Here is a 20,523-nt window from a genome sequence, read left to right as displayed (position 1 = left end):
TGCGAGAAAGGGAATTGGCCGTTGTGCCTCACTGTCGTGAGGTATCAGGCGCGTCGCTCAAGCAACTGAGCCGCTAATTGTAGCAAACCCGCGGCGTACGAATTCGACGGAAAGCCGGTCAACGCATCGATCGCGCGCTGCGCCTCGGATGCGGCGGCTTCGCGCGTCGCTTCCAGCGCGCCTGTTTCGCGGACGATCGCGACGATTTGCGGCAGCTGCGTGGTGTCTCCAGCTTCGATGGCGGAGCGGATCAAGTCGCGCTGGGCAGGCGTGCCGCGTTGCATGGCGAGGATCAAAGGCAGCGTCGTCTTGCCCTCGCGCAGGTCGTCGCCCACGTTCTTGCCTGTCTCGCTGGCATCGCCGGCGTAGTCGAGTACGTCGTCGATGACCTGAAATGCAGTACCCAGTGCCTGGCCGTACGCCGCGCAGGCTTCCTCTACGTCGGGTGCGACGGTGGCGAGCACTGCGGCGAGCCGGGTGCTGGCTTCGAACAGCTTGGCCGTCTTCGAACGGATGACGCGCAGGTACGCTTCCTCGTCGAGCGAGGCGTCGTGCATGTTCATCAGTTGCAGCACCTCACCCTCGGCGATCACGTTGGTGGCCTCCGCGAGGATTTCCATCACCCGGATATCGTGAGCGTCCAGCATCATCTGGAACGCTCGGGAGTACAAAAAATCTCCGACGAGCACGCTGGCCGGGTTCCCGAAGGACTCGTTGGCCGTAGGCCGGCCGCGCCGCAACGTCGACTCGTCGACCACGTCGTCGTGCAGCAAGGTGGCGGTGTGGATGAATTCGACCACCGCAGCCAGGTTGAAGCGCTGCTCGCCCTGATAGCCGAGCGCCCCTGCCATCAGCAACAACAGCGCCGGCCGCAGCCGCTTGCCGCCGGCTGAAATGATGTATTGGGACACTTGTCGTACCAATGGCACGCCTGTGTCCAGACGTTGGGCGATGACGCGGTCGACGCCTTTCATGTCTTCCGCGATAAGGCTGAGAACGGCGGAGGCGGGGGAGGTATCGGCGGGGGGAATTGACAAGGCGGAGGCGCTGTAGCGCTGCTTTGAGGGGAGGGCGGCCGACCCGGGCCGTAACGCGGCGATTATAGGGAGCCAGGGTGTGTTGCCGGCCCGGCTGCGCGGCGGCTATGCCCTGAATGACCTTGCATGCTAGAATCTTGGGCTCTGCGGAATTCGCCGCGGAGCCATCTTTTCTAAGAGGTTTACATGTACGCGGTCATAAAAACCGGTGGCAAGCAGTATCGCGTTGCTTCCGGCGAGAAAATTAAAGTAGAACAGATTGCTGCGGACGTAGGCCAGGAAATCGTGATCGACCAAGTGCTCGCCGTCGGCGACGGCAGCGCAATCAAGGTCGGTACGCCCCTGGTGTCCGGTGCAACGGTGACAGTCACTGTGCTGTCGCATGGCAAGCACGACAAGGTCCGCATCTTCAAGATGCGCCGTCGCAAGCACTATCAGAAACGTCAAGGCCATCGCCAGCAGTTCACCGAACTGCAGATCGGCGCGATCGCCGGCTAAGGAGTTGACACCATGGCACAGAAAAAAGGCGGCGGCTCTACGCGAAACGGGCGCGATTCCAAGCCCAAAATGCTCGGCGTGAAGGCGTTCGGCGGCGAACTGATCAGCGCAGGCTCGATCATCGTGCGTCAGCGCGGCACCCAGTTCCACCCCGGCACCAATGTCGGCGTGGGCAAGGACCACACGCTGTTTGCGCTGGTCGAGGGCCGGGTGTCTTTCGGCACGAAGGGCGCGCTCAACAAGCACACGGTCAATGTGACGCCGGCCTGAGCCCGTCACTTCGATCCTTTCGAAGCCCCGCTTTGCCGGGGCTTCTTCATTTGTAAACTGCAACGCTCAGACTCCCATGAAGTTCGTCGACGAAGCCTTCATCGACATCGCCGCAGGCGATGGCGGCAACGGCTGCGTGTCGTTCCGCCATGAGAAGTACAAGGAATTCGGCGGCCCGGACGGCGGCGACGGTGGTCGCGGCGGCCACGTCTTCGCTGTGGCGGACGTCAACCTCAACACACTGGTGGACTTCCGCTTCTCGCGCCGCCACGAGGCAAGGCGCGGCCAGCACGGCATGGGGTCGGACATGTTCGGCGCCGCTGGCGATGACATCACCCTGAAGATGCCGGTCGGCACCGTGATCAGCGATGCGGAGACGGGCGAAGTCCTGTTCGAATTGTTGACGCCCGGAGAGAAGCTCGTCATCGCCAAGGGCGGAGACGGTGGCTTCGGCAACCTGCGGTTCAAGAGCGCCATCAACCGCGCCCCGCGTCAGAAGACGCCGGGCTGGGCCGGCGAGCGCAAGAGCCTGAAGCTCGAGCTCAAGGTGCTTGCCGATGTCGGCCTGCTCGGCATGCCCAACGCCGGCAAATCCACTCTGATCACGGCAGTTTCCAATGCCCGGCCGCGTATTGCCGACTATCCCTTCACGACGCTGCATCCGAACCTCGGCGTGGTGCGCGTCGGGCCCGAGCAGAGTTTCGTAGTGGCCGACCTGCCCGGGCTCATCGAAGGTGCGGCCGAAGGCGCTGGCCTCGGTCATCAGTTCCTGCGTCACCTGCAGCGCACTCGCCTTCTGTTGCACGTGGTGGATCTGGCGCCTTTCGACGACACGGATCCGGTCGCGCAGGCCAAGGCCATCGTCGGCGAACTCAAGAAGTACGACGCGGCGCTGTACGACAAGCCGCGCTGGCTGGTGCTCAACAAGCTGGACATGATCCCCGTCGAGGAACGGGCCGCCAAGGTGAAGGACTTCGTCCGCCGCCTGCGCTTCAAGGGGTCCGTGTTCGAGATATCCGCGCTGACGCGCGAAGGCTGCGAGCCGCTCGTGCAGGCGGTTTATCAGCACGTCAAGGCCGAGCAGGTGGCCGAGCAGCCACCGACCGAGATCGATCCGCGATTCGCCTGACTTGGCCCGCCCGACATGACTTCCGCGCTCGTTACCTCCACGCCTGTTCTGAAGGAAGCACGCCGCCTCGTGGTCAAGGTGGGTTCCAGCCTCGTCACCAACGAAGGGCGGGGCCTGGACGAGACGGCGATCGGCGAATGGTGCCGGCAGCTCGCGAGCCTGGTGCGAGAGGGTCGCGAGGTCGTGATGGTGTCCAGCGGCGCCATCGCCGAAGGCATGAAGCGCCTGGGCTGGCGCACCCGGCCCCACGAGGTTCATGAGCTGCAGGCCGCTGCCGCCGTGGGCCAGATGGGTCTCGCGCAGATCTACGAGACCAAACTGCGCGAGAACGGCCTGGGCAGTGCGCAAGTGCTGCTCACGCATGCCGATCTCGCCGACCGCGAGCGCTACCTGAATGCCCGCTCGACACTGGTGACGCTGCTCGCGCTGGGCGTGGTGCCGGTCATCAACGAGAACGACACGGTCGTCAACGACGAGATCAAGTTCGGCGACAACGACACGTTGGGCGCGCTGGTCGCCAACTTGGTGGAGGCGGATGCGTTGGTCATCCTGACCGATCAAAAGGGCCTGTACACAGCCGACCCGCGCAAGGATCCGGAAGCGCGCTTCGTTCACGAGGCTGCGGCCGGCGACCCGGCGCTGGAGGCCATGGCCGGCGGCGCGGGCAGCAGCATCGGCCGCGGCGGCATGATCACCAAGATCCTGGCCGCCAAGCGCGCGGCCGGCTCGGGCGCCTCGACCGTCATCGCATGGGGCCGCGAGCCCGATGCCCTGTTGCGCTTGACCCGGGGCGAAGCCATTGGCACGCTGCTGGTCGCCCAGACCGCCAAGCACCAGGCCCGCAAGCGCTGGATGGCCGACCACCTGCAATTGCGTGGATCGGTATCGGTGGATGCAGGTGCCGCGGCCAAGGTCCGCGGTGAAGGCAAGAGCCTCCTTCCGATCGGCATGACGGCCGTCGACGGCGAGTTCTCACGCGGTGAAGTGATCGCCGTGCGCGACGAGCAGGGTGTCGAGCTGGCCCGCGGCCTGGCCAATTACTCGAGTGCCGAGGCACGGCTGCTGTGCCGCAAGCCCTCGGCCGAGTTCGAGCGTCTGCTGGGTTACGTTGCCGAGCCGGAGATGGTGCACCGGGACAACATGGTCCTGATGCCTGCCGGCTGACACGCCGTCGCCACGGCTCGGCCCAGTTACTTCAGGGCAGCTCGCGCAGCGGATTTTTCATCTGCTGCACCATCTCGCGCACCGATGCGCGCGGCGCATGTCCGCGGCAGAGGCCCTGCAGCGCAAGTTCCTTGGCGTAGCGAGAGTTGCGGTCGTTGATGCGCTTCCATTCCGCGTTGTTCGCGAGTTGCCAAGCGCCTTCGTTGAAGCGTGCGTATTGCTTGACTTCTTCGGAGGCGCAGCGGATGCCCTCGTAGAACGCATTGGTGGCGCCGCCTGCCTTGTTGCTCGCCACCACCACGTAGCGCACCACGCCGTCGCCCGTGACCGACAGCGTGTTCGGATCGACGCCGAACTTGAGCGTCGAATAGGGCGGCATCGCGAGTGGGAGGACCCGGCTCTCGCTGAAGGCGGGAGGTGGCGGCACCTCGGCCTCCTTCCATTCGTCGGCTTGGGCCGTTACCTTCGGCGGCGGAGGGCTGCCGGCCTGCGCCCAGTCGGGGTTGTCGGTGTCATGTGAACCCGAGGCGCAAGCGGCAATAAGGAAGGTGCCCGCCAGCAGCAGTGCCGGTCTAGCGAGGCGCATGGAAAGGGTCTGAAGTCGAAGACGGGTCTGGCACGGAGTGAGGGGCATTGGGATTCGGGTCGAAGCTGGCCCCGGGAGGCAGCTCGAAGTTGGTTTCATGACCGTTGCCAGCGGGGTGGCGCTCGAACTCGCGGGCGCGCACGTTGCTGCGCAGGAATCGGTTGCGGAAGTCTTGCCGGGGCAGGTAGCGGGCCAGTTCGGTCAGTGCCATCTCGTAGACGCCGCGTTTGAATTCGACCACCACGTCCAGCGGAACCCAGTAGTCGTGCCAGCGCCAGGCGTCGAATTCGGGGTGGTCGGTGGCGCGCAGGTTGAGGTCCCAGTCGTGGCCCGTCAACTGCAGGAGGTACCAGATCTGCTTCTGGCCCTTGTAGTGGCCTCGTGCGTCTCGGCGGATGAACCGGTCCGGCACCTCGTAGCGCAACCAGTCACGGGTACGGGCCACGATGCGCACGTGCTCCGGCTGGAGCCCCACTTCTTCGTGCAGTTCCCGGAACATGGCCTGTTCGGGACTCTCGCCGCGATCGATGCCGCCTTGCGGGAACTGCCAGGAATGGGTACGAATGCGCTTGCCCCAGAAAACCTGGTTCTTCTGGTTGAGCAGGATGATGCCGACGTTGGGCCTGAAGCCGTCGCGGTCGAGCATAATCAAACCCCAATTTTTTGAACTGAGTCGATTATGCATGCCGGGTCGCCCTCGGCAAAGCGACCGGTTCCGGGCCCTTTGGCGGCCCATCCTTCTCGCCTACCAGGACCTCTTTCTCCACCGATGAAAGCTTCCCGATTCTTTATTTCCACCCTCAAGGAAGCGCCGGCCGATGCCGAGGTAGTGAGCCACCGCCTGATGCTGCGCGCCGGCATGATCAAGAAGCTGGGCACTGGCATCTACACGTACATGCCCATGGGCCTGCGGGTGATCCGCAAAGTCGAGGCAATCGTGCGCGAAGAGATGAACCGCGCCGGCGCGGTCGAGCTCACCATGCCGGTGGTGCAGCCGGCCGAGCTGTGGGAAGAAAGCGGTCGCTTCCAGGCCTACGGCCCTGAACTGCTGCGCATCAAGGACCGCCACGAGCGCGGTTTCATCGTGCAGCCGACCAGCGAAGAGGTGGTCACCGACATCGCGCGCCAGGAAATCCGCAGCTACAAGCAGCTGCCGAAGAACCTCTATCAAATTCAGACCAAGTTCCGCGACGAGCGGCGACCGCGCTTCGGACTGATGCGCGGGCGCGAGTTCATCATGAAGGACGCCTACAGCTTCGATCGCGACCTGGACAGCGCCAAGGCCAGCTACAAGATCATGGCCGATGCCTACCGGCGCATCTTCGACCGCTTCGGCCTGCGCTACCGGGCCGTGGCAGCGGACAGCGGTGCGATCGGCGGCGACGTGAGCCAGGAATTCCAGGTGATCGCCGCCACGGGCGAAGACGCGATCGTCTACTGCCCCAACAGCGAGTACGCGGCCAACATGGAAAAGGCCGAAGCACTGGCGCCGGCCGGCCCGCGCGGCGCGGCGACCCAGCCTCTGGCCAAGACGCCCACGCCGGGCAAGGCGACCTGCGCCGATGTCGCCCAGTTGCTGGGCGTGCCGTTGGCGACCACGGTCAAGTCCCTGGTGCTGGCCACCGACAAGCCGGGTGCCGACGGCCAGGTCGCGGGCAGCCAGGTCTGGCTGCTGCTTCTGCGTGGCGACCATGAAATGAACGAGATCAAGGTCGGCAAGGTGCCCGGCCTGGACCAAGGCTTCCGCTTCGCGACCACCGCCGAAATCGACGCCCACTTCGGCTGCGAACCCGGCTATCTGGGCCCGCTGAACCTGAAGCAGCCGGTGCGGCTGGTGGCAGACCGCGAGGTGGCCGTCATGTCCGACTGGATCACCGGCGCGAACGAGGTCGACTTCCACATGACCGGCGTCAACTGGGGCCGTGACCTGCCCGAGCCCGAGTTGGTGGCCGATCTGCGCAACGTCGTGGCCGGCGACGCCTCGCCCGACGGCAAGGGCGAGCTGGCGATCGAGCGCGGCATCGAGATCGGCCATGTCTTCGTGCTCGGCACCAAGTACAGCAAGCCGATGGGAGCCACTTTCCTCGACGAGGGCGGCAAGCCGCAGTTCGTCGAAATGGGCTGCTACGGCATCGGCATCACGCGCCTGCCGGCGGCCGCCATCGAGCAGAACAACGACGAGCGCGGCATCATCTGGCCCGACGCGCTTGCGCCCTTTACCGTCGTGCTGTGCCCGATCGGCATGGACCGCAGCGAAGAGGTCAAGAAGGCCGCCGAGGCGCTCTATGAAGACCTGCTCGCGGCCGGCGTCGACGTGCTGCTCGATGACCGCGGCGAGCGCCCCGGTGCCATGTTCGCCGACTGGGAACTGATCGGCGTGCCCCACCGACTCGTGATCTCCGACCGCGGCATCAAGGAAGGCCAGTACGAGTACCAGCATCGCCGCGATGCCGCGGCGACGAAGGTGCCGGTGGCCGATGCCGCATCCTTCATCAAGGGCAAACTGGCCGCATGAGCCTGTCCCGGCGCTCGTGCCTGATGGCCGGCGCCGCTGCCGGCGCGTTGCCGCTGCTGCCGGCCGTGGCGCATGCGGGAGCGCAGCTTGAAGAGCCACTGATCGACTCGGTGCGCAATGCCTTGAGTGCGTCGATCCGCAGCAGCGCCCCGCCGAAGCCCGAATTCCGCGACACCCCCACGCGGCTCGCCTACTTGCGCTGGCTGGGCGACATGAGCGAGCGCCTCAAGAAGAAGATGCCCGGCAACCAGGAGCGCATCGAGTTCCTGCAGACCGTGTGGTACGAGAGCAAGCGGGCCGGGCTCGAAGTCAGCCTGGTCCTGGGCCTCATCCAGGTCGAAAGCAACTTCCGCAAGTTCGCCGTTTCGAGTGCGGGCGCTCGCGGGCTGATGCAGGTGATGCCGTTCTGGACGCGCGTGATCGGCGACGGCGACTCGTCCACGCTGTTCCGCATGCAGACCAACCTGCGCTTCGGCTGCGTCATCCTGCGGCACTATCTCGACCGCGAGGCGGGCGACCTGTTCATGACGCTGGGCCGCTACAACGGCAGCCGCGGCCGGGCACCTTACCCGAATGCGGTGTTCTCGAACCAGCGCCTTTGGCTCTTCACCGATCGGCGCGACGACCGCGCCTGACCTCAGCTACTTGGCCACCGGCGTGGCGGCGACCGCTCCGCCGCGCGTCACCATCACCTGGTCGATGCGGTGGCTGTCCACGTCCATCACCTCGAAGGTGAAGCCGCCCCAGCTCACCGTGTCCGTGCGCCGCGGCACGCGGCGCAGCATCACCATCAAGAAGCCGGCCAGCGTCTCGTACTCGTCGGCGTGCGGCAGCTCGTCGATGTCGAGCGCGCGCTGAACGTCCTGGATCGGCGTCACGCCGTCGATGAGCCACGAGTTCTCGTCGCGCTTCACGATCTGCTGTTCCTCGTTCTGCACGCCCACCAATTCGCCCATCACCGTGTTCATCACGTCGTTGAGGGTGATCACGCCCACCACCAGTGCGTATTCGTTGACGATGATCGCGAAGTCCTCGTGCGCCTGCTGGAACTGCTCCAGCACTTCGGTCAGCGACAGGCGGTCGGGAATGACCAGCGCCTTGTGCAGCGGCAGGCCTTGGTCGAACGACAGGGGCTGCCCGGCGAGCACGCGCTGGAACATGTCCTTGGCATCGACGTAGCCCAGCACGTGGTCGATGTCGTTCTCGCAGACCGGGTAGGCCGAGAAGGGTTCAGCAACGATCCGCGCCCTCAGCACTGCTTCTGAATCGTCCTTCTGAAACCACGCGATCCGCTCGCGCGAGGTCATGACACTGTTGACGAGCCGGGTGTCGAGCTCGAACACGTTCGCGATCACCTGCTGCTCACGCTCGGCCAGCACGCCGGCGCGCGCGCCGGCTTCGGTCATGGCCAGGATGTCGGCGGACGTGATCTTGTCGTCGCGCTGCATCGGTATGCCGAGTAGCTTGAAGAGCAGGTCGGTGCATTGCGTGAAGAGCCAGACCAGCGGCTTGAAGGTGGTGATCAGCACCTGCATCGGCCCGACCATGCGCATCGCCAGGCGCTCGGGATCGTTCATGCCCAGGCGCTTGGGAAACAGGTCGGCGAAGACCAGGAAGAAGGCGATGATGGTGACGAAGGAGGCGAGGAAGGCGACGGTCTGCGAGGTCTCCACGGTGAACCAGAGTTCGAACAGCTGCGCGAAGTAGGGCGTCAGGGCGCCTTCACCGACCACCCCGCCCAGGATCGCGACGGCATTCAGCCCGATCTGGACGACGGTGAAGTAGTGGCCGGGCTGTTCCTGGATGCGCAGCACGCGTTCGGCCCGAACGTCGCCTTCGTCGGCCATCTGCCTCAGACGCAAGCGGCGCGAGGCGGCCAGTGAAATCTCCGCCAGGGAGAAAAACGCGCTGGTCGCGATCAGCAGGACGATGATGAGGAGGCTTTGGGTCAGCGTCATGGGACGGTCTTGGCAGACCGCATGGTGCCATGAGCGGGGCCGAAAGCCCGGATGACGACCGACGGGCTACTGAACGAAGCCGATGCGGCCACGGCCCGGTCCGGCGCGCGGCAGGTCGTCGACGCGCACCTCGTCGCGCCCGGCCAACCGGGCATTGCCGAACCCGGTCATCAGCGCGCGACGCATCTCGCGCGGAGCCAGCGTCGCCAGGTGGTCGAGCACATCGGCCGTGGGCTCGTCCGCCAGCAACCGGCCCCAGTCGTGCGCCTTGCGGATCGACGCATAGAGCTGGGCCGCGATCTGACGGGCCGCTTCGGGCGAGGGTGCGTCGATCTCGAACACGTTCATGCGGTTCAGGATGGGCTCGGGGATGCCGCGCGCGTCGTTGGCGGTCGTCACCCAGATGACCTGGCTCGCGTCGATGGGCACCTCGGCGAACTCGTCGACGAAGGCATGTGCGGTGTCGTGCTCCAGAAGACCGTAGAGCGCGCCGAGTGGGTGGTACTGGGCATCGGAGCCGGCCTTGTCGATTTCGTCGATCACCATGACCGGGTTGGCGTACTGGCCTTCGACCAGCGCTTCGAACACCTTGCCGGGCTTGGAACCCTTCCATTGCGACGAGGCGCCGGAGAGCAGCCAGCCGGCCGTCATCGAACTCATCGGAACCAGCGACATGCCGGTGCCCAGCATTTCCGCGAGTCGTCTTGCGAAGTGGGTCTTGCCGATGCCCGGCGGGCCGAGCAGCAGCATGGGCGTCACCTCGAGCCCATCGCGGCTGTCCTGCGCCAGGGCGACGTGGCGGCGCATGTCGTCGAGCACTTCCGTGAAATTGGGCAACTCGGCATAGAGGCTCGTCATCTCGGGCACGCCGCTGGGCTTCACCTGGAAGCGCTCGGGTCCGCGCTCCAGCATGCGCTCGTAGGTGGTGCGCAGGTGTTCGTGGTCGCGGTCGGGGAGCTTGGCCAGCTTGCGCTCCACGTCATGCGTGCGAAACACGCTGCGCAGATGCGCCACCGGCAACTGGAATGGCGACGCGGGTGCAGGGACCAGGTCGCGGGACGGGCGGGAATCCATGAAGACCTCCGATCGAACACATTCAGACACAGCATAAGCCGTGCCCGGTGTCGGCGGATGTCTATGTTTTCTCGCTTCGGCTGGGTTTCAGGCTCAGGCGGTGCTGCCGTTGAGAAGCGTTTGCAGCTCGCCCGACTCGTACATCTCCATCAGGATGTCCGAGCCGCCCACGAACTCGCCCTTGACGTAAAGCTGCGGAATCGTGGGCCAGTTGCTGTATTCCTTGATGCCCTGGCGAATGCCGTCGTCCTCGAGCACGTTGACGGTCTTCAGCGTACGGGCATCGACGCCCACGGCCTTCAGAATCTGGATCGCGCGGCCCGAGAAGCCGCACATCGGGAAGCTGGCGTTGCCCTTCATGAAAAGCACGAGGTCGTTGGTCTTGACGAGGTCGTCGATGCGCTGCTGGACGTCGGTCATGGGGGGAGCTCCAAATAATGAGTTGGCGGATTATTTCACCGTGCGCCAGATTCCGCCCGAGCACCGGGCGATCCCTGCCAGGTCGTCGCGGCTTTGGACCTGCACGAAGCCGCGGGCCGCGAGCAGGGTGCGCACCGCCTCGGCCTGGTCCCAGCCATGCTCCAGCAACAGCCAGCCGCCGTCGACCAGATGCGCGGGCGCTCGATCGACGATGCAGCGGATGTCGTCCAGCCCGTCGGGTCCGGACACCAGCGCGCCCAGCGGCTCGTGCTGCAGCGCCGCCAGGTGTGGGTCGCCGGCTGCCACGTAGGGCGGATTCGAGACGATCAGGTCGAACCCGGTGTCTGCGCCCGCGAGCCAGTCGGCCTCGGCGAAACGCACGTCCAGCTTCAGCCGCTGCGCGTTGATGCGCGCCACGGCCAGTGCATCGGCGCTGCGATCCACGGCGGTCACCCGCGCATCGGCACGCGCATGCCGAATCGCGAGCGCGATCGCGCCGCTGCCGGTGCCCAGGTCGATCACGGCTGGCGCCACGCGACCCTGCATGCAATCGAGTGCCCAGTCGACGAGGGTCTCGGTGTCGGGCCGCGGCACCAGCACGCGGGCGTCGACTTGCAGGCCCAACCCATGGAATTCCTTCTCGCCCAGCAGGTAGGCCACAGGCTCGCCAGCGATGCGGCGGCTGCAGAGCTGGGCGAAGCGGGCCGGGAGGTCGTCGTCCAGCGCATCGCTATCGTGCGCGAGCAACCAGGCCCGGTCGCCAGAGGGCCGACCCAGCAGGTGCAGCAGCAGCAACTGGGCATCGAGCCGTTCCACGCCCTGCGCAGCCGCTGCAGCCAGCAATTGCGCGACGGTCATCGTGGTCATCGTGCTCATGCGGGCAGGCTTGCTTCCAGCTCCGCCAGCTGCTCCGCCTCGCGTGCCGCACGCAGCGCTGCCAGCACCTCGCCGAGGTCACCTTCCATGATCGTCTGCAGCTTGTAGAGCGTGAGGTTGATGCGGTGATCGGTCAGCCGGCCCTGCGGAAAGTTGTAGGTGCGGATGCGATCGCTGCGATCACCGCTGCCGATCAGGCCCTTGCGCAGCGCCGCGTCCTTGGCGGCGCGCTCACTGCGTTCCTTTTCCTGGATGCGGGCCGACAGCACCTGCAGCGCCTTGGCCTTGTTGCGGTGCTGGCTGCGATCGTCCTGGCATTCGGCCACGATGCCGGTCGGGATGTGCGTGATGCGCACCGCCGAGTCGGTCTTGTTGATGTGCTGGCCGCCGGCGCCGCTGGCGCGGTAGGTGTCGATGCGCAGGTCGGCGGGGTTGATCTGCACCGCCTGCGCCTCGTCGGGCTCGGCCAACACCGCCACCGTGCAGGCGCTGGTGTGGATGCGGCCCTGGGTTTCGGTGGCGGGCACGCGCTGAACGCGATGGCCGCCGGACTCGAAGCGCAGCTGGCCGAAAACCTCGTCGCCGCTCACCCGCACCACCACTTCCTTGAAGCCGCCCAGCTCGCTCTCGCTGGCACTGACGATCTCGCAGCGCCAACCGGCGCGCTCGGCGTGGCGGGTGTACATGCGCAGCAGGTCGCCGGCGAAGAGCGCCGATTCGTCGCCGCCCGTGCCGGCGCGGATTTCGAGAAAGGCGTTGCGCGCGTCCTCCGGGTCCTTGGGCAGCAGCAGGCGCTGGAGCTCTTCCTCCAGTTCCACCAGCTCGGTCTCGGCGCCGGCGATCTCCTCGCGGGCCATCTCGGCCATGTCGGGGTCGTCCAGCATCTCGCGCGCTGCCGCCAGGTCCGATTCGCGCTGCAGGTAACGGTGGTAGCGGCCGGCCACCTGCGTCACTTCGGCGTGCTCGCGCGAGATGGTTCGGTACTGCGCCATGTCGGACATGATGTCCTCGCGCGACAGCAGGAAGTCCAGCTCGCCGAGGCGTTGCACGTAGCGCTCGAGTTGTTGACGCAGAAAGGATTTCACGGGAGACCGATCGGGGGGGGCGGAAACAAGGAGCCGTGCAACGGCACGGCAGCAAAGGCGGCGGCAGAGCGCCGCTAACGCTCTTTGCGCAGGAAGAGCCGCGAAATCGCCTGCGCCGTGTGCTCGCGCGCCGAGGCGTCGCCGGCATGCAGTTCGGCCATGGCGCCGTGCAGCATCTTCTGGGTGAGCCCGCGCGACAGCGCTTCGAGCACCGCTTCGACCGATTCGCCCTTGGCCAGCAGCTTGCGTGCGCGGGCCATTTCGAGGCTGCGCCATTCGTCGGCCTGCGCATTGAGCTGCTGGATCAGCGGCACGCTGACGCGCTGGTCGAGCCAGTGCATGAAGCTGCGCACGCCGGCGTCGATGATGACCTCGGCCTCGGCCACCGCCGCTTGGCGATTGGCATGGCCTTGCTGCACCACTTGTGCCAGGTCGTCGACGGTGTAGAGGTAGATGTCCTCGAGCGCCTTCACTTCGGGCTCGATGTCGCGCGGCACCGCCAGGTCGACCATGAACATCGGCCGGTGCTTGCGCAACTTGAGCGCGCGCTCCACCGCGCCCAGCCCGATCAGCGGCAGGGTGCTGGCTGTGCAGCTGACGACGATGTCGAATTCGGCGAGCCGGGCCGGCAGCTCCGCCAGGCGCATCGCCTCGCCGCCGAAACGCGACGCCAGCTTCTCGCCCCGCTCCAGCGTGCGATTGGCGATGACGATCGAGCGCGGCTCCTTGGCTGCGAAGTGCGTGACGGCCAGGTCGATCATTTCGCCCGCGCCGACGAAGAGCACGCGAGTCTGCTTCAGGTCCTCGAACAACTGGGCCGCCAGACGCACCGCGGCGGCGGCCATGCTGATCGAATGCGCGCCGATTTCGGTGGCGGTGCGCACTTCCTTGGCCACCGCGAAAGAACGCTGGAACAGCTGGTTGAGCGTGCTGCCGAGCGAGCCCACGGTCTCGGCGGCGCGCACCGCGTCTTTCATCTGGCCGAGGATCTGGGCCTCGCCCAGCACCATGGAGTCGAGCCCGCTGGCCACGCGGAAGGCATGGCGCGCCGCCCTGTCGTCGTGCAGCTGGTACGCATGGGAGCGCAGCAGGGCGGGCGACACGCCGCCGCTCTCGGCCAGCCAGTCGAGCGTGTGGTCGAGGGCAGGGTGATCGGCGGCGCAGTAGATCTCGGTCCGGTTGCAGGTCGAGATGATCGCGGCCTCCACGTCGGGATGGCGCTGGCTGCCGAAGGAACTGCGCAGGCTTTGCAGGGTAGGGCCTATCTGGTCGATGGCGAACGCGAAACGACCGCGCAGATCGAGCGGCGCGGTCGTGTGGTTCAAGCCGAGGGCCCAGACTGACATAACCGGGGATTATAAAATCCGCCGCCACTCGCGCGCTCCCCCTTCCGGATGACCCCGGCGCGAAGGCCATTTGCCCCTCTTCATGTCCGCGCTCGACCTCCTGATCCACCTGCTGAACTTCGCCGCACCGGCCTTCTTCGTCGCGCTGCTGCTGGCCATGCTGTTCCGCCTGGCGATGCATGGGCGCAGCGCGGCGGTCAGCCTGTGGAAGCAGGTCGGCATCAACTTCGCGGCAGGCCTGGTCGTGCTGGCGGCCGGCCTGGTCTTCTTCGGCCGCGATGGGCGCATCGCCACCTATGCCGCGCTGGTCCTGGTGTGCGGCAGCGTCCAGTGGTGGCTGCTGCGCGGCTGGCGCAACTGAGCCGGCTTCGCCTCAGACCGGCAGCGGCGAAGGCGGCGGCGCAGGCGGCGCCAAGGCAGCCGCTTCGGTCTGCGACACGACCACCATCGGCGACGCCAGCGGCAAGCCCGCGCCCTTGAACAGGTCGAGGATCACGAACAGCAGATCGCTGCGCACCCCGCCGGCCAATCTCGGGCTCTGCACATAGGCAATGGCCTGCAGGATCAGCATGCCGTGCTCGATGCCTTCCAGCGATACCGAGGGCGCCGGCGCGTCCAGCACGCCCTCATGGTCGGCGCAGGCGGCCAGCATCAGCTCGCGCGCGCGCTTGGCATCGGTGCTCAAGGGCATCGGCAGGCGAATCAGGACGCGGCCCTCGGCGTTGGCCAGGGTCATGTTGCGCACGGTCTTGGTGATGAACTCCGAGTTCGGCACGATCAGCGTGGAGCGGTCGGCCAGCTGGATCTCGGTGGCGCGCACGTTGATGCGCCGCACGTCGCCCTCGGCGGTGCCCAGCACCACCCAGTCGCCCACCTTCACCGGCCGCTCCGCCAGCAGGATCAGGCCCGAAATGAAGTTCTGCACGATCGCCTGCAGGCCGAAGCCGATGCCCACCGACAGCGCGCTCGCCACCCAGGCGATGCGCTCGATGCCGATGCCTAGCGCCGACAGCGCGATGGCGATGACCATGATCCCGCCCACGTAGCCCAGCAGCGTGGTGATGGAGCTCTGCATGCCCGGCTCGAGCGCCGTCTGCGGCAGGTAGCGTGCCTCCAGCCATTTCTTGAAGACGCGCAGCGCCACGAAGCCGACGCCCAGCACGGCCACCGCGCTGAAGATCGCGCCCGGCACCAGCGTGAACTCGCCCACCTTCACACCGGTGCCGAACTGGCCGCTGCGCTGGAACACCTCGCCCGGGCCGGTGCCCAGCGGCGTCGCCAGCGCGATCAGCATGTAGAAGAAGAGGGCGACCCGAGCCAGGCCCGAGAGCACCACCGCCGCCTGGTCCAGCGTGCGCGGCGCGAAGCCGAAGCTCTTCTGCAGCTTCTGGCCGAAGTTGCTCTTCGAAGACACCGTCGCCATGAACAGGTCGTCTGCGAACTTGAAGAGCAGATAGAAGGCCGAGGCCACGATGCCGGTCCAGGTCAGCTGGTTGGCAAGGAAGCTCGCCAGCGCGACGTAGCCGAGGCCCACCAGCACCCAGATCGCCACCACCGTCAGCGCGACCGCGCTGAGCAGGAAGCTGATCCACATCGGGCGCTCGGGCTCGGCGGGCACCGCGGTCGTGTCCTTGGCTGCGTCCTTCGTGGCGGGTTCGGCCGGCGCGCCGCCGGCAGGTTCGTGCAGGCGCAGCAGCATCGTGCCGATCAGCGCGGTCAGCGCCAGCGCTGTGACCACGTGCGTCGCCACCACGGCAGCGAAGCTGGCGTCGACGATCGCGTTGACCTGGCTCGGCACCCACACCAGCACCGCGATCAGTGCCGTGAGCCAGGGGAAGGGCGCCAGGCGGCGGGCCATGCCGTCCGGAATGGGCGGCAGCCGCCACGAGGGGCGCCGGTTCGACAGCAGGGCGCGGCCCAGCCCGACCACGAAGGCGATGAAGATGATCGACTGCACGACGGCCTGGGCCAGCTTCCGGATCTGGGGCCCCCAGATGCCATGGCGGTCCAGCGTGGCGAACACCCCTTGCGCGGCCAGCGCGATCAGCAGCACGTTGACCGCCACCACCGCGATGACGAGCAGCGAGCGCCGCAGCCGCCCCGCCGGGAGCACCCGCGCGGCCATGCGGACCAGGCCGTACTCGGCGGCCCAGTTGCCCAGCAACGCGAGCAGCAGTGCGGCCGCCAGGCTCAGGAAAACCGAGGTCCGGTTGGCGGGCTCCAGCGCCGATTGCATGCCGGCCACCAGCTCGTCGCGCAGGCCGGCCAGCCGGTCGACGTCCTCGGGCATGGCATCGACGATGTCGAACCAGAACTGCCGGCCCAGGGGGGACGAGGCGCGTTCGGTGAGCTGTGCCTCGAAGATTTTCCGCCGCTTGGCCAGCAGCTCGCTGCCACGCTGTTGCACGTCGACCGTGATCAGGCGCGCCAGGCGCACGTCGGCGTCGAGCGCATTGCGGTCCTTCAGCAGCACGGCCCGCTGGCGCGTGATGTCCGGATCTTCAGGCGGCGCACCGGCCGGCGGCGCGCTGCCGAGTTCGCCCAGGCGCGCATTCAGGTCGGCCAGCGGCCCGGTGCGAGAGCCCACGAACTTGTCGGCCTGCGCGCCGATGGCGTTGAGCTGCGCCATCTGGTTGCGCACCTCTTCGACGGTATTGACCGACGGAGGGATCCGGTCGAGGCGACCGCGCAGGTCGGCCACGGTCGGTTCGGGCGTCGCGGTGTTCGCGCTGCCCTGGGCGAAGGCCGCGCAGCCGAGCGCGGCGGCCAGCAGCAGCGCCGCGAGACGGGGCATCCAGCTGATGCAGCTCATGGGCCGATCATAGAAGGGCGTTGCCGCGTCCCCCGCGGCGCAGGGTCAGCCAACGGGGCTGAAGCGGTCGACGCGGTCGGTGACGATGCCGTCGGTGCCCAGGTCTTGCAGCCAGCGCGCGACCGATTCGTCGTTGACGGTGTAGCTCAGCGCGCGCAGGCCGGCCGCGTGCACCTGGGCCACCGTGGTGGTGTTCCACAGCCCGTAGTTGCAGACGACGGCCGTGCAGTCGAGTTTCAGCGCGGTGTCGAGCCAGCCGTCGCGCAGCGTGTCGAGCAGCAGCCCGCGCGGCAGCGCCGGCTGGGCGGAGCGGGCGCCTTCCAGGGCCTTGGTCGAGAACGAGGTCAGGAAGGGCGGGGCCAGCGGCACGTCGTCCCACAGCCGCGCCGCCAGGTCGGCGACCACCTCGCCGGTGTGCCGGTCGGTGCCCGGCGTGGGCTTGATCTCGATGTCGAGCAGGAAGCGGTTGGCCAGGCAGAAGCGGAGCAGGGCCTCCAGCGTGGGCAAAGGTTCGCCGGCATGGCGGCGCGAATGCCAGGCGCCGGCGTCGAGCTGGCTCAGCGCCGCCCAGGCGTTTTCGCCGGCGATGCCTTGGCCGTTGCTGGTGCGTTCAAGGGTGGCGTCGTGCAGCAGGAAAGGCACGCCGTCGGCGCTGATCTTGGCGTCGCACTCGAACATGCGATAGCCGTGGTCGGCACCCAGGCGGAAGGCCGCCAGCGTGTTCTCGGGTGCCAGCCGGCCCGCGCCGCGGTGCGCGATCCAGAACGGATAAGGCCACGGCTTCATGGCGCGCGCTTGCCCGAGCCCGCGTCGAACCAGTGCAGCTTGTCCTGCCGCGCCGCGATCTTCACCGTGTCGCCGGCCTGCGGTGCCGGCAGGCCCTCGTCGGCGCGCACCACGATCTGTTCGTCGCCCACGCGGCCGTAGATAAGACGCTCGGCACCGAGCAGCTCGACGTATTCGACCTGCACGGTCCACCCGTCTGCATCGAGCGACAGATGCTCTGGGCGAATGCCCAGGATCATGCCCGGCCGCACGCCGGGCGCGTGCTTGAGCAGGTTCATCGGCGGCGAGCCGATGAAGCCGGCGACGAAGGTCGTGGCAGGGCGCGCGTACACCTCTTCGGGCGTCGCGAACTGGTCCATCACGCCCGCGTTCATGACGATGATGCGCTGCGCCAGCGTCATCGCCTCCACTTGGTCGTGCGTGACGAAAAGCGAGGTGATGCCCAGCTCGCGGTGCAGCTTCTGGATCTCGAGCCGTGTCTGCGCGCGCAACTTGGCGTCGAGGTTGGAAAGCGGCTCGTCGAACAGAAAGACCTTCGGCTGGCGCACGATCGCACGGCCCATGGCGACGCGCTGGCGCTGCCCGCCCGACAGCTCGCGCGGCTTTCGCTCGAGCAGGTGGCCCAGTTCGAGAATCTTGGCCGCCTTGTCGACGCGGGCCTTGATCTCGTCCTTCGGCACCTTCGCGATCTTCAGGCCGTACGCCATGTTCTCGAAGTTCGTCATGTGCGGGTACAGCGCGTAGTTCTGGAACACCATCGCGATGTCGCGCTGGGCGGGCTCGACGTCGTTCACCACACGGTCGCCGATGGCGATCTCGCCTGCGCTGACTTCCTCGAGCCCGGCGACCATCCGCAGCAGTGTCGACTTGCCGCAGCCCGAAGGGCCGACGATGACGACGAACTCGCCCGTGTCGATTTCGGCCGAGACGCCGTGGATCACCTGGTTGGCCTTCGGGCCCTTGCCGTAGCGCTTGATGACGTTGCGAAGGGAAATGGCAGACATGTTCTGGCTCTCGTTTTGATTTGTTCTCGCGATGTCCTGCTCGCGTTACTTCTCGGTATCGACCAGGCCCTTGACGAACCAGCGCTGCATCAGCACCACCACGATGGCCGGCGGCACCAGCGCCAGGATGGCCGTGGCCATGACGAGGTTCCAGTCGACCGCGGCGTCGCCGGAGGCGATCATTCGCTTGATGCCGATCACCACCGGGTACATGTCCTCGCTGGTGGTGGCCAGCAGCGGCCACAGATATTGGTTCCAGCCGTAGATGAACTGGATGACGAACAGCGCCGCGATCGAGGTCTGCGACAGCGGCACCAGGATGTCCTTGAAGAAGCGCATCGGCCCCGCGCCGTCGATGCGCGCGGCCTCGACCAGCTCGTCGGGCACGCTCATGAAGAACTGCCGGAACAAGAAGGTGGCGGTGGCCGACGCGATCAACGGCACCGTCAGCCCCGCGTAGGTGTTGAGCATGTTCAGGTCCGCCAGCACCTTGTAGGTCGGCAGGATGCGCACCTCCACGGGCAGCATCAGCGTGACGAAGATCATCCAGAAGACCAGCTTCTTGAACGGGAACCGGAAATACACGATGGCGAAGGCCGACAACAGCGAGATCGCGATCTTGCCGATGCTGATGACGAGCGCCGTCACCAGGCTGATCCACATCATGCGGCCCACCACCACGCGCGCGCCCTGGGTGTCGGCGCCCACCAGCGCAGAGGTGTAGTTCTCGACCATGTGACCGCCCGGCGTGAGCGGCATCGGCACCTGGAGGATGGCGTCGCGGGTATGGGTGGACGCCACGAAGGCGAGGTAGATCGGGAAGGCCACGATGGCGATGCCCAGGATCAGCACCACGTGCGACAGGAGGGTGAGGCCGGGCCTGCGTTCAACCATGGCGGCGGCTCCGGAAGGCGGCGCAAGCGAGGGAATGGGAGGCCATCAGTACTGCACCTTTTTCTCGACGTAGCGAAACTGGATCACCGTCAGCGCGACCACGATCACCATCAGCACCACCGACTGCGCGGCCGAGCCGCCGAGGTCGAGCGCCTTGAAGCCGTCGTGCCACACCTTGTAGACCAGGATCGCGGTGTCGCGGCCCGGGCCGCCTTCGGTGGTCGCATGCACGATCGCGAAGGTGTCGAAGAAGGCGTAGACGATGTTGATCACCAGCAGGAAGAAGGTGGTGGGCGACAGCAGCGGAAACTGGATCGTGAAGAAGCGCCGCAGCGGCCCCGCGCCGTCGATGGCCGCGGCCTCGATCAGCGCCTTGGGAATGGACTGCAGGCCGGCCAGGAAGAAGAGGAAGTTGTACGAGATCTGCTTCCAAACGGCCGCCACCACGATCAGCGTGAGCGCCTGGTTGGAATTGAGCAGGTGGTTCCAGTCGATGCCGATGTAGCGCAGGAAGTACGACACCACGCCGATGCTGGGCGAGAACATGAACACCCACAGCACGCCCGCGATGGCCGGCGCCACGGCGTAGGGAATGATCAGGAAGGTCTTGTAGACCAGCCCGCCCCGCAGGATACGGTCGGCGAAGATGGCCAGCACCAGCGACAGCGCGATGCCGCTGCCGGCCACCAGCACCGAGAAGAGCGCCGTGACCTTGAACGACTCGATGTACGCGGGGTCGTCGAAGAGCGTCTGGAAGTTTTCGAGCCCGACGAAGGCGGTGGAGGTGCCGAAGGCATCCTCCTGCTGCATCGATTGCCAGATGGCCTGGCTGGCCGGCCAGAAGAAGAACACCAGGATCACCGCCATCTGCGGTGCGATCAGCAGCCAGGGCAACCAGCCCGACCGGAAAAGAACGCGTTTCTCCATATCCCTCCAACGCCTCAATGCAACACGCCCGCCAAATTCATCGAATTGTGGCGGGCGTGCGAGTCTACTGCGGCCGTCACCTCACCGGCAGGCGCTCTCTCCGCTGGGCGGCGGAGAGCGCAGGGTGGGTGACACGTAGCCG

21 protein-coding genes are annotated in these 20,523 nt (G+C 66.7%); 7 read left to right on the top strand and 14 right to left on the bottom strand.

From position 1 onward, the window contains the following. Positions 1–44 precede the first annotated feature (44 nt). Positions 45–1,037, bottom strand: coding sequence for a polyprenyl synthetase family protein (locus B0W80_RS23115; RefSeq protein ID WP_077001509.1), 993 nt, complete (start codon positions 1,035–1,037; stop codon positions 45–47). A gap of 186 nt (positions 1,038–1,223) precedes the next feature. Here B0W80_RS23115 and rplU point away from each other — a divergent pair, with 186 nt between their 5' ends. From rplU to proB, 4 genes are all read left to right on the top strand, one after another. Then, entirely contained in the window at positions 1,224–1,535 is a 312-nt protein-coding gene (gene rplU / locus B0W80_RS23110; RefSeq protein ID WP_077001508.1) for a 50S ribosomal protein L21, read from the top strand. A 12-nt stretch (positions 1,536–1,547) separates the two neighbouring features. Beyond that, positions 1,548–1,805, top strand: coding sequence for a 50S ribosomal protein L27 (gene rpmA, locus B0W80_RS23105; RefSeq protein WP_077001507.1), 258 nt, complete (start codon positions 1,548–1,550; stop codon positions 1,803–1,805). Positions 1,806–1,881: 76 nt separating this feature from the next. Beyond that, the gene (cgtA, locus tag B0W80_RS23100; RefSeq protein WP_077001506.1) at positions 1,882–2,934 is read left to right on the top strand and encodes an Obg family GTPase CgtA; all 1,053 of its coding nucleotides are present in this window, start codon (positions 1,882–1,884) and stop codon (positions 2,932–2,934) included. Between the two features lie 15 nt (positions 2,935–2,949). Continuing rightward, complete coding sequence (proB, locus tag B0W80_RS23095) at positions 2,950–4,098, top strand: glutamate 5-kinase (protein ID WP_077001505.1); 1,149 nt, start codon at positions 2,950–2,952, stop codon at positions 4,096–4,098. A gap of 31 nt (positions 4,099–4,129) precedes the next feature. On the opposite strand, the gene B0W80_RS23090 is transcribed toward proB, so the two are convergent. Together B0W80_RS23090 and B0W80_RS23085 are read right to left on the bottom strand one after the other, a co-directional pair. After that, a complete protein-coding gene (locus B0W80_RS23090) occupies positions 4,130–4,684 on the bottom strand; it encodes a CNP1-like family protein (protein ID WP_143684748.1) in 555 nt (184 codons plus the stop codon). Continuing rightward, complete coding sequence (locus B0W80_RS23085; protein ID WP_077001504.1) at positions 4,671–5,330, bottom strand: RNA pyrophosphohydrolase; 660 nt, start codon at positions 5,328–5,330, stop codon at positions 4,671–4,673. Before B0W80_RS23085 ends, B0W80_RS23090 begins: the two co-directional genes overlap by 14 nt. 123 nt (positions 5,331–5,453) lie before the next feature. Here B0W80_RS23085 and B0W80_RS23080 point away from each other — a divergent pair, with 123 nt between their 5' ends. Next, complete coding sequence (locus tag B0W80_RS23080) at positions 5,454–7,199, top strand: proline--tRNA ligase (protein WP_077001503.1); 1,746 nt, start codon at positions 5,454–5,456, stop codon at positions 7,197–7,199. After that, entirely contained in the window at positions 7,196–7,834 is a 639-nt protein-coding gene (locus tag B0W80_RS23075; protein WP_077001502.1) for a lytic transglycosylase domain-containing protein, read from the top strand. The genes B0W80_RS23080 and B0W80_RS23075 overlap by 4 nt, the downstream gene beginning before the upstream one ends. A 6-nt stretch (positions 7,835–7,840) precedes the next feature. On the opposite strand, the gene B0W80_RS23070 is transcribed toward B0W80_RS23075, so the two are convergent. The 6 genes from B0W80_RS23070 to hemA all read right to left on the bottom strand — a co-directional run bounded on the left by B0W80_RS23070 (position 7,841) and on the right by hemA (position 13,958). Beyond that, complete coding sequence (locus B0W80_RS23070) at positions 7,841–9,157, bottom strand: hemolysin family protein (protein WP_077001501.1); 1,317 nt, start codon at positions 9,155–9,157, stop codon at positions 7,841–7,843. Positions 9,158–9,223: 66 nt separating this feature from the next. Next, on the bottom strand, positions 9,224–10,231 hold the full coding sequence (locus tag B0W80_RS23065) for an AAA family ATPase (protein ID WP_077001500.1): 1,008 nt from the start codon (positions 10,229–10,231) through the stop codon (positions 9,224–9,226). Positions 10,232–10,324: 93 nt separating this feature from the next. Continuing rightward, the gene (gene grxD, locus B0W80_RS23060; RefSeq protein ID WP_077001499.1) at positions 10,325–10,651 is read right to left on the bottom strand and encodes a Grx4 family monothiol glutaredoxin; all 327 of its coding nucleotides are present in this window, start codon (positions 10,649–10,651) and stop codon (positions 10,325–10,327) included. Positions 10,652–10,681: 30 nt separating this feature from the next. After that, positions 10,682–11,527, bottom strand: coding sequence for a peptide chain release factor N(5)-glutamine methyltransferase (gene prmC, locus B0W80_RS23055; RefSeq protein ID WP_143684747.1), 846 nt, complete (start codon positions 11,525–11,527; stop codon positions 10,682–10,684). Then, positions 11,524–12,612 (bottom strand): peptide chain release factor 1, encoded by a 1,089-nt coding sequence (gene prfA, locus B0W80_RS23050; RefSeq protein ID WP_077001498.1) that lies wholly within the window; start codon positions 12,610–12,612, stop codon positions 11,524–11,526. The genes prmC and prfA overlap by 4 nt, the downstream gene beginning before the upstream one ends. A gap of 74 nt (positions 12,613–12,686) precedes the next feature. Beyond that, positions 12,687–13,958 (bottom strand): glutamyl-tRNA reductase, encoded by a 1,272-nt coding sequence (hemA, locus tag B0W80_RS23045; protein WP_077001497.1) that lies wholly within the window; start codon positions 13,956–13,958, stop codon positions 12,687–12,689. Between the two features lie 82 nt (positions 13,959–14,040). Here hemA and B0W80_RS23040 point away from each other — a divergent pair, with 82 nt between their 5' ends. Beyond that, positions 14,041–14,319 (top strand): hypothetical protein, encoded by a 279-nt coding sequence (locus B0W80_RS23040; protein WP_077001496.1) that lies wholly within the window; start codon positions 14,041–14,043, stop codon positions 14,317–14,319. Between the two features lie 12 nt (positions 14,320–14,331). On the opposite strand, the gene B0W80_RS23035 is transcribed toward B0W80_RS23040, so the two are convergent. From B0W80_RS23035 to ugpA, 5 genes are read right to left on the bottom strand one after another with little or no spacing between them, the layout of a single operon-like run. Further along, positions 14,332–16,770 (bottom strand): DUF3772 domain-containing protein, encoded by a 2,439-nt coding sequence (locus B0W80_RS23035; protein ID WP_083745564.1) that lies wholly within the window; start codon positions 16,768–16,770, stop codon positions 14,332–14,334. A 45-nt stretch (positions 16,771–16,815) separates the two neighbouring features. Next, positions 16,816–17,556 (bottom strand): glycerophosphodiester phosphodiesterase, encoded by a 741-nt coding sequence (ugpQ, locus tag B0W80_RS23030; protein WP_077001495.1) that lies wholly within the window; start codon positions 17,554–17,556, stop codon positions 16,816–16,818. Next, entirely contained in the window at positions 17,553–18,560 is a 1,008-nt protein-coding gene (gene ugpC, locus B0W80_RS23025) for a sn-glycerol-3-phosphate ABC transporter ATP-binding protein UgpC (RefSeq protein WP_077001494.1), read from the bottom strand. The genes ugpQ and ugpC overlap by 4 nt, the downstream gene beginning before the upstream one ends. Before the next feature lie 45 nt (positions 18,561–18,605). Next, a complete protein-coding gene (gene ugpE / locus B0W80_RS23020; RefSeq protein ID WP_077001493.1) occupies positions 18,606–19,454 on the bottom strand; it encodes a sn-glycerol-3-phosphate ABC transporter permease UgpE in 849 nt (282 codons plus the stop codon). A gap of 45 nt (positions 19,455–19,499) precedes the next feature. Continuing rightward, positions 19,500–20,381, bottom strand: a complete 882-nt coding sequence (ugpA, locus tag B0W80_RS23015; protein WP_077001492.1) for a sn-glycerol-3-phosphate ABC transporter permease UgpA — start codon at positions 20,379–20,381, stop codon at positions 19,500–19,502. Positions 20,382–20,523: the final 142 nt, after the last annotated feature.

Source organism: Variovorax sp. KK3, assembly GCF_001984055.1.
Taxonomy (GTDB): domain Bacteria; phylum Pseudomonadota; class Gammaproteobacteria; order Burkholderiales; family Burkholderiaceae_C; genus Variovorax.
This window is presented reverse-complemented; position numbering and strand designations above follow the sequence as displayed.

Excerpts from the sequence above, each read along its gene's own strand:
- B0W80_RS23085 (WP_077001504.1), bottom strand. The coding sequence starts at position 5,330 with ATGCTCGACCGCGACGGCTTCAGGCCCAACGTCGGCATCATCCTGCTC.
- ugpQ (WP_077001495.1), bottom strand. The coding sequence starts at position 17,556 with ATGAAGCCGTGGCCTTATCCGTTCTGGATCGCGCACCGCGGCGCGGGC.
- rpmA (WP_077001507.1), top strand. The coding sequence starts at position 1,548 with ATGGCACAGAAAAAAGGCGGCGGCTCTACGCGAAACGGGCGCGATTCC.
- ugpC (WP_077001494.1), bottom strand. The coding sequence starts at position 18,560 with ATGTCTGCCATTTCCCTTCGCAACGTCATCAAGCGCTACGGCAAGGGC.
- rplU (WP_077001508.1), top strand. The coding sequence starts at position 1,224 with ATGTACGCGGTCATAAAAACCGGTGGCAAGCAGTATCGCGTTGCTTCC.
- B0W80_RS23065 (WP_077001500.1), bottom strand. The coding sequence starts at position 10,231 with ATGGATTCCCGCCCGTCCCGCGACCTGGTCCCTGCACCCGCGTCGCCA.
- cgtA (WP_077001506.1), top strand. The coding sequence starts at position 1,882 with ATGAAGTTCGTCGACGAAGCCTTCATCGACATCGCCGCAGGCGATGGC.
- B0W80_RS23075 (WP_077001502.1), top strand. The coding sequence starts at position 7,196 with ATGAGCCTGTCCCGGCGCTCGTGCCTGATGGCCGGCGCCGCTGCCGGC.
- ugpA (WP_077001492.1), bottom strand. The coding sequence starts at position 20,381 with ATGGAGAAACGCGTTCTTTTCCGGTCGGGCTGGTTGCCCTGGCTGCTG.
- B0W80_RS23070 (WP_077001501.1), bottom strand. The coding sequence starts at position 9,157 with ATGACGCTGACCCAAAGCCTCCTCATCATCGTCCTGCTGATCGCGACC.
- B0W80_RS23080 (WP_077001503.1), top strand. The coding sequence starts at position 5,454 with ATGAAAGCTTCCCGATTCTTTATTTCCACCCTCAAGGAAGCGCCGGCC.
- proB (WP_077001505.1), top strand. The coding sequence starts at position 2,950 with ATGACTTCCGCGCTCGTTACCTCCACGCCTGTTCTGAAGGAAGCACGC.
- B0W80_RS23040 (WP_077001496.1), top strand. The coding sequence starts at position 14,041 with ATGTCCGCGCTCGACCTCCTGATCCACCTGCTGAACTTCGCCGCACCG.
- hemA (WP_077001497.1), bottom strand. The coding sequence starts at position 13,958 with ATGTCAGTCTGGGCCCTCGGCTTGAACCACACGACCGCGCCGCTCGAT.
- B0W80_RS23035 (WP_083745564.1), bottom strand. The coding sequence starts at position 16,770 with ATGAGCTGCATCAGCTGGATGCCCCGTCTCGCGGCGCTGCTGCTGGCC.
- prmC (WP_143684747.1), bottom strand. The coding sequence starts at position 11,527 with ATGAGCACGATGACCACGATGACCGTCGCGCAATTGCTGGCTGCAGCG.
- ugpE (WP_077001493.1), bottom strand. The coding sequence starts at position 19,454 with ATGGTTGAACGCAGGCCCGGCCTCACCCTCCTGTCGCACGTGGTGCTG.
- B0W80_RS23090 (WP_143684748.1), bottom strand. The coding sequence starts at position 4,684 with ATGCGCCTCGCTAGACCGGCACTGCTGCTGGCGGGCACCTTCCTTATT.
- grxD (WP_077001499.1), bottom strand. The coding sequence starts at position 10,651 with ATGACCGACGTCCAGCAGCGCATCGACGACCTCGTCAAGACCAACGAC.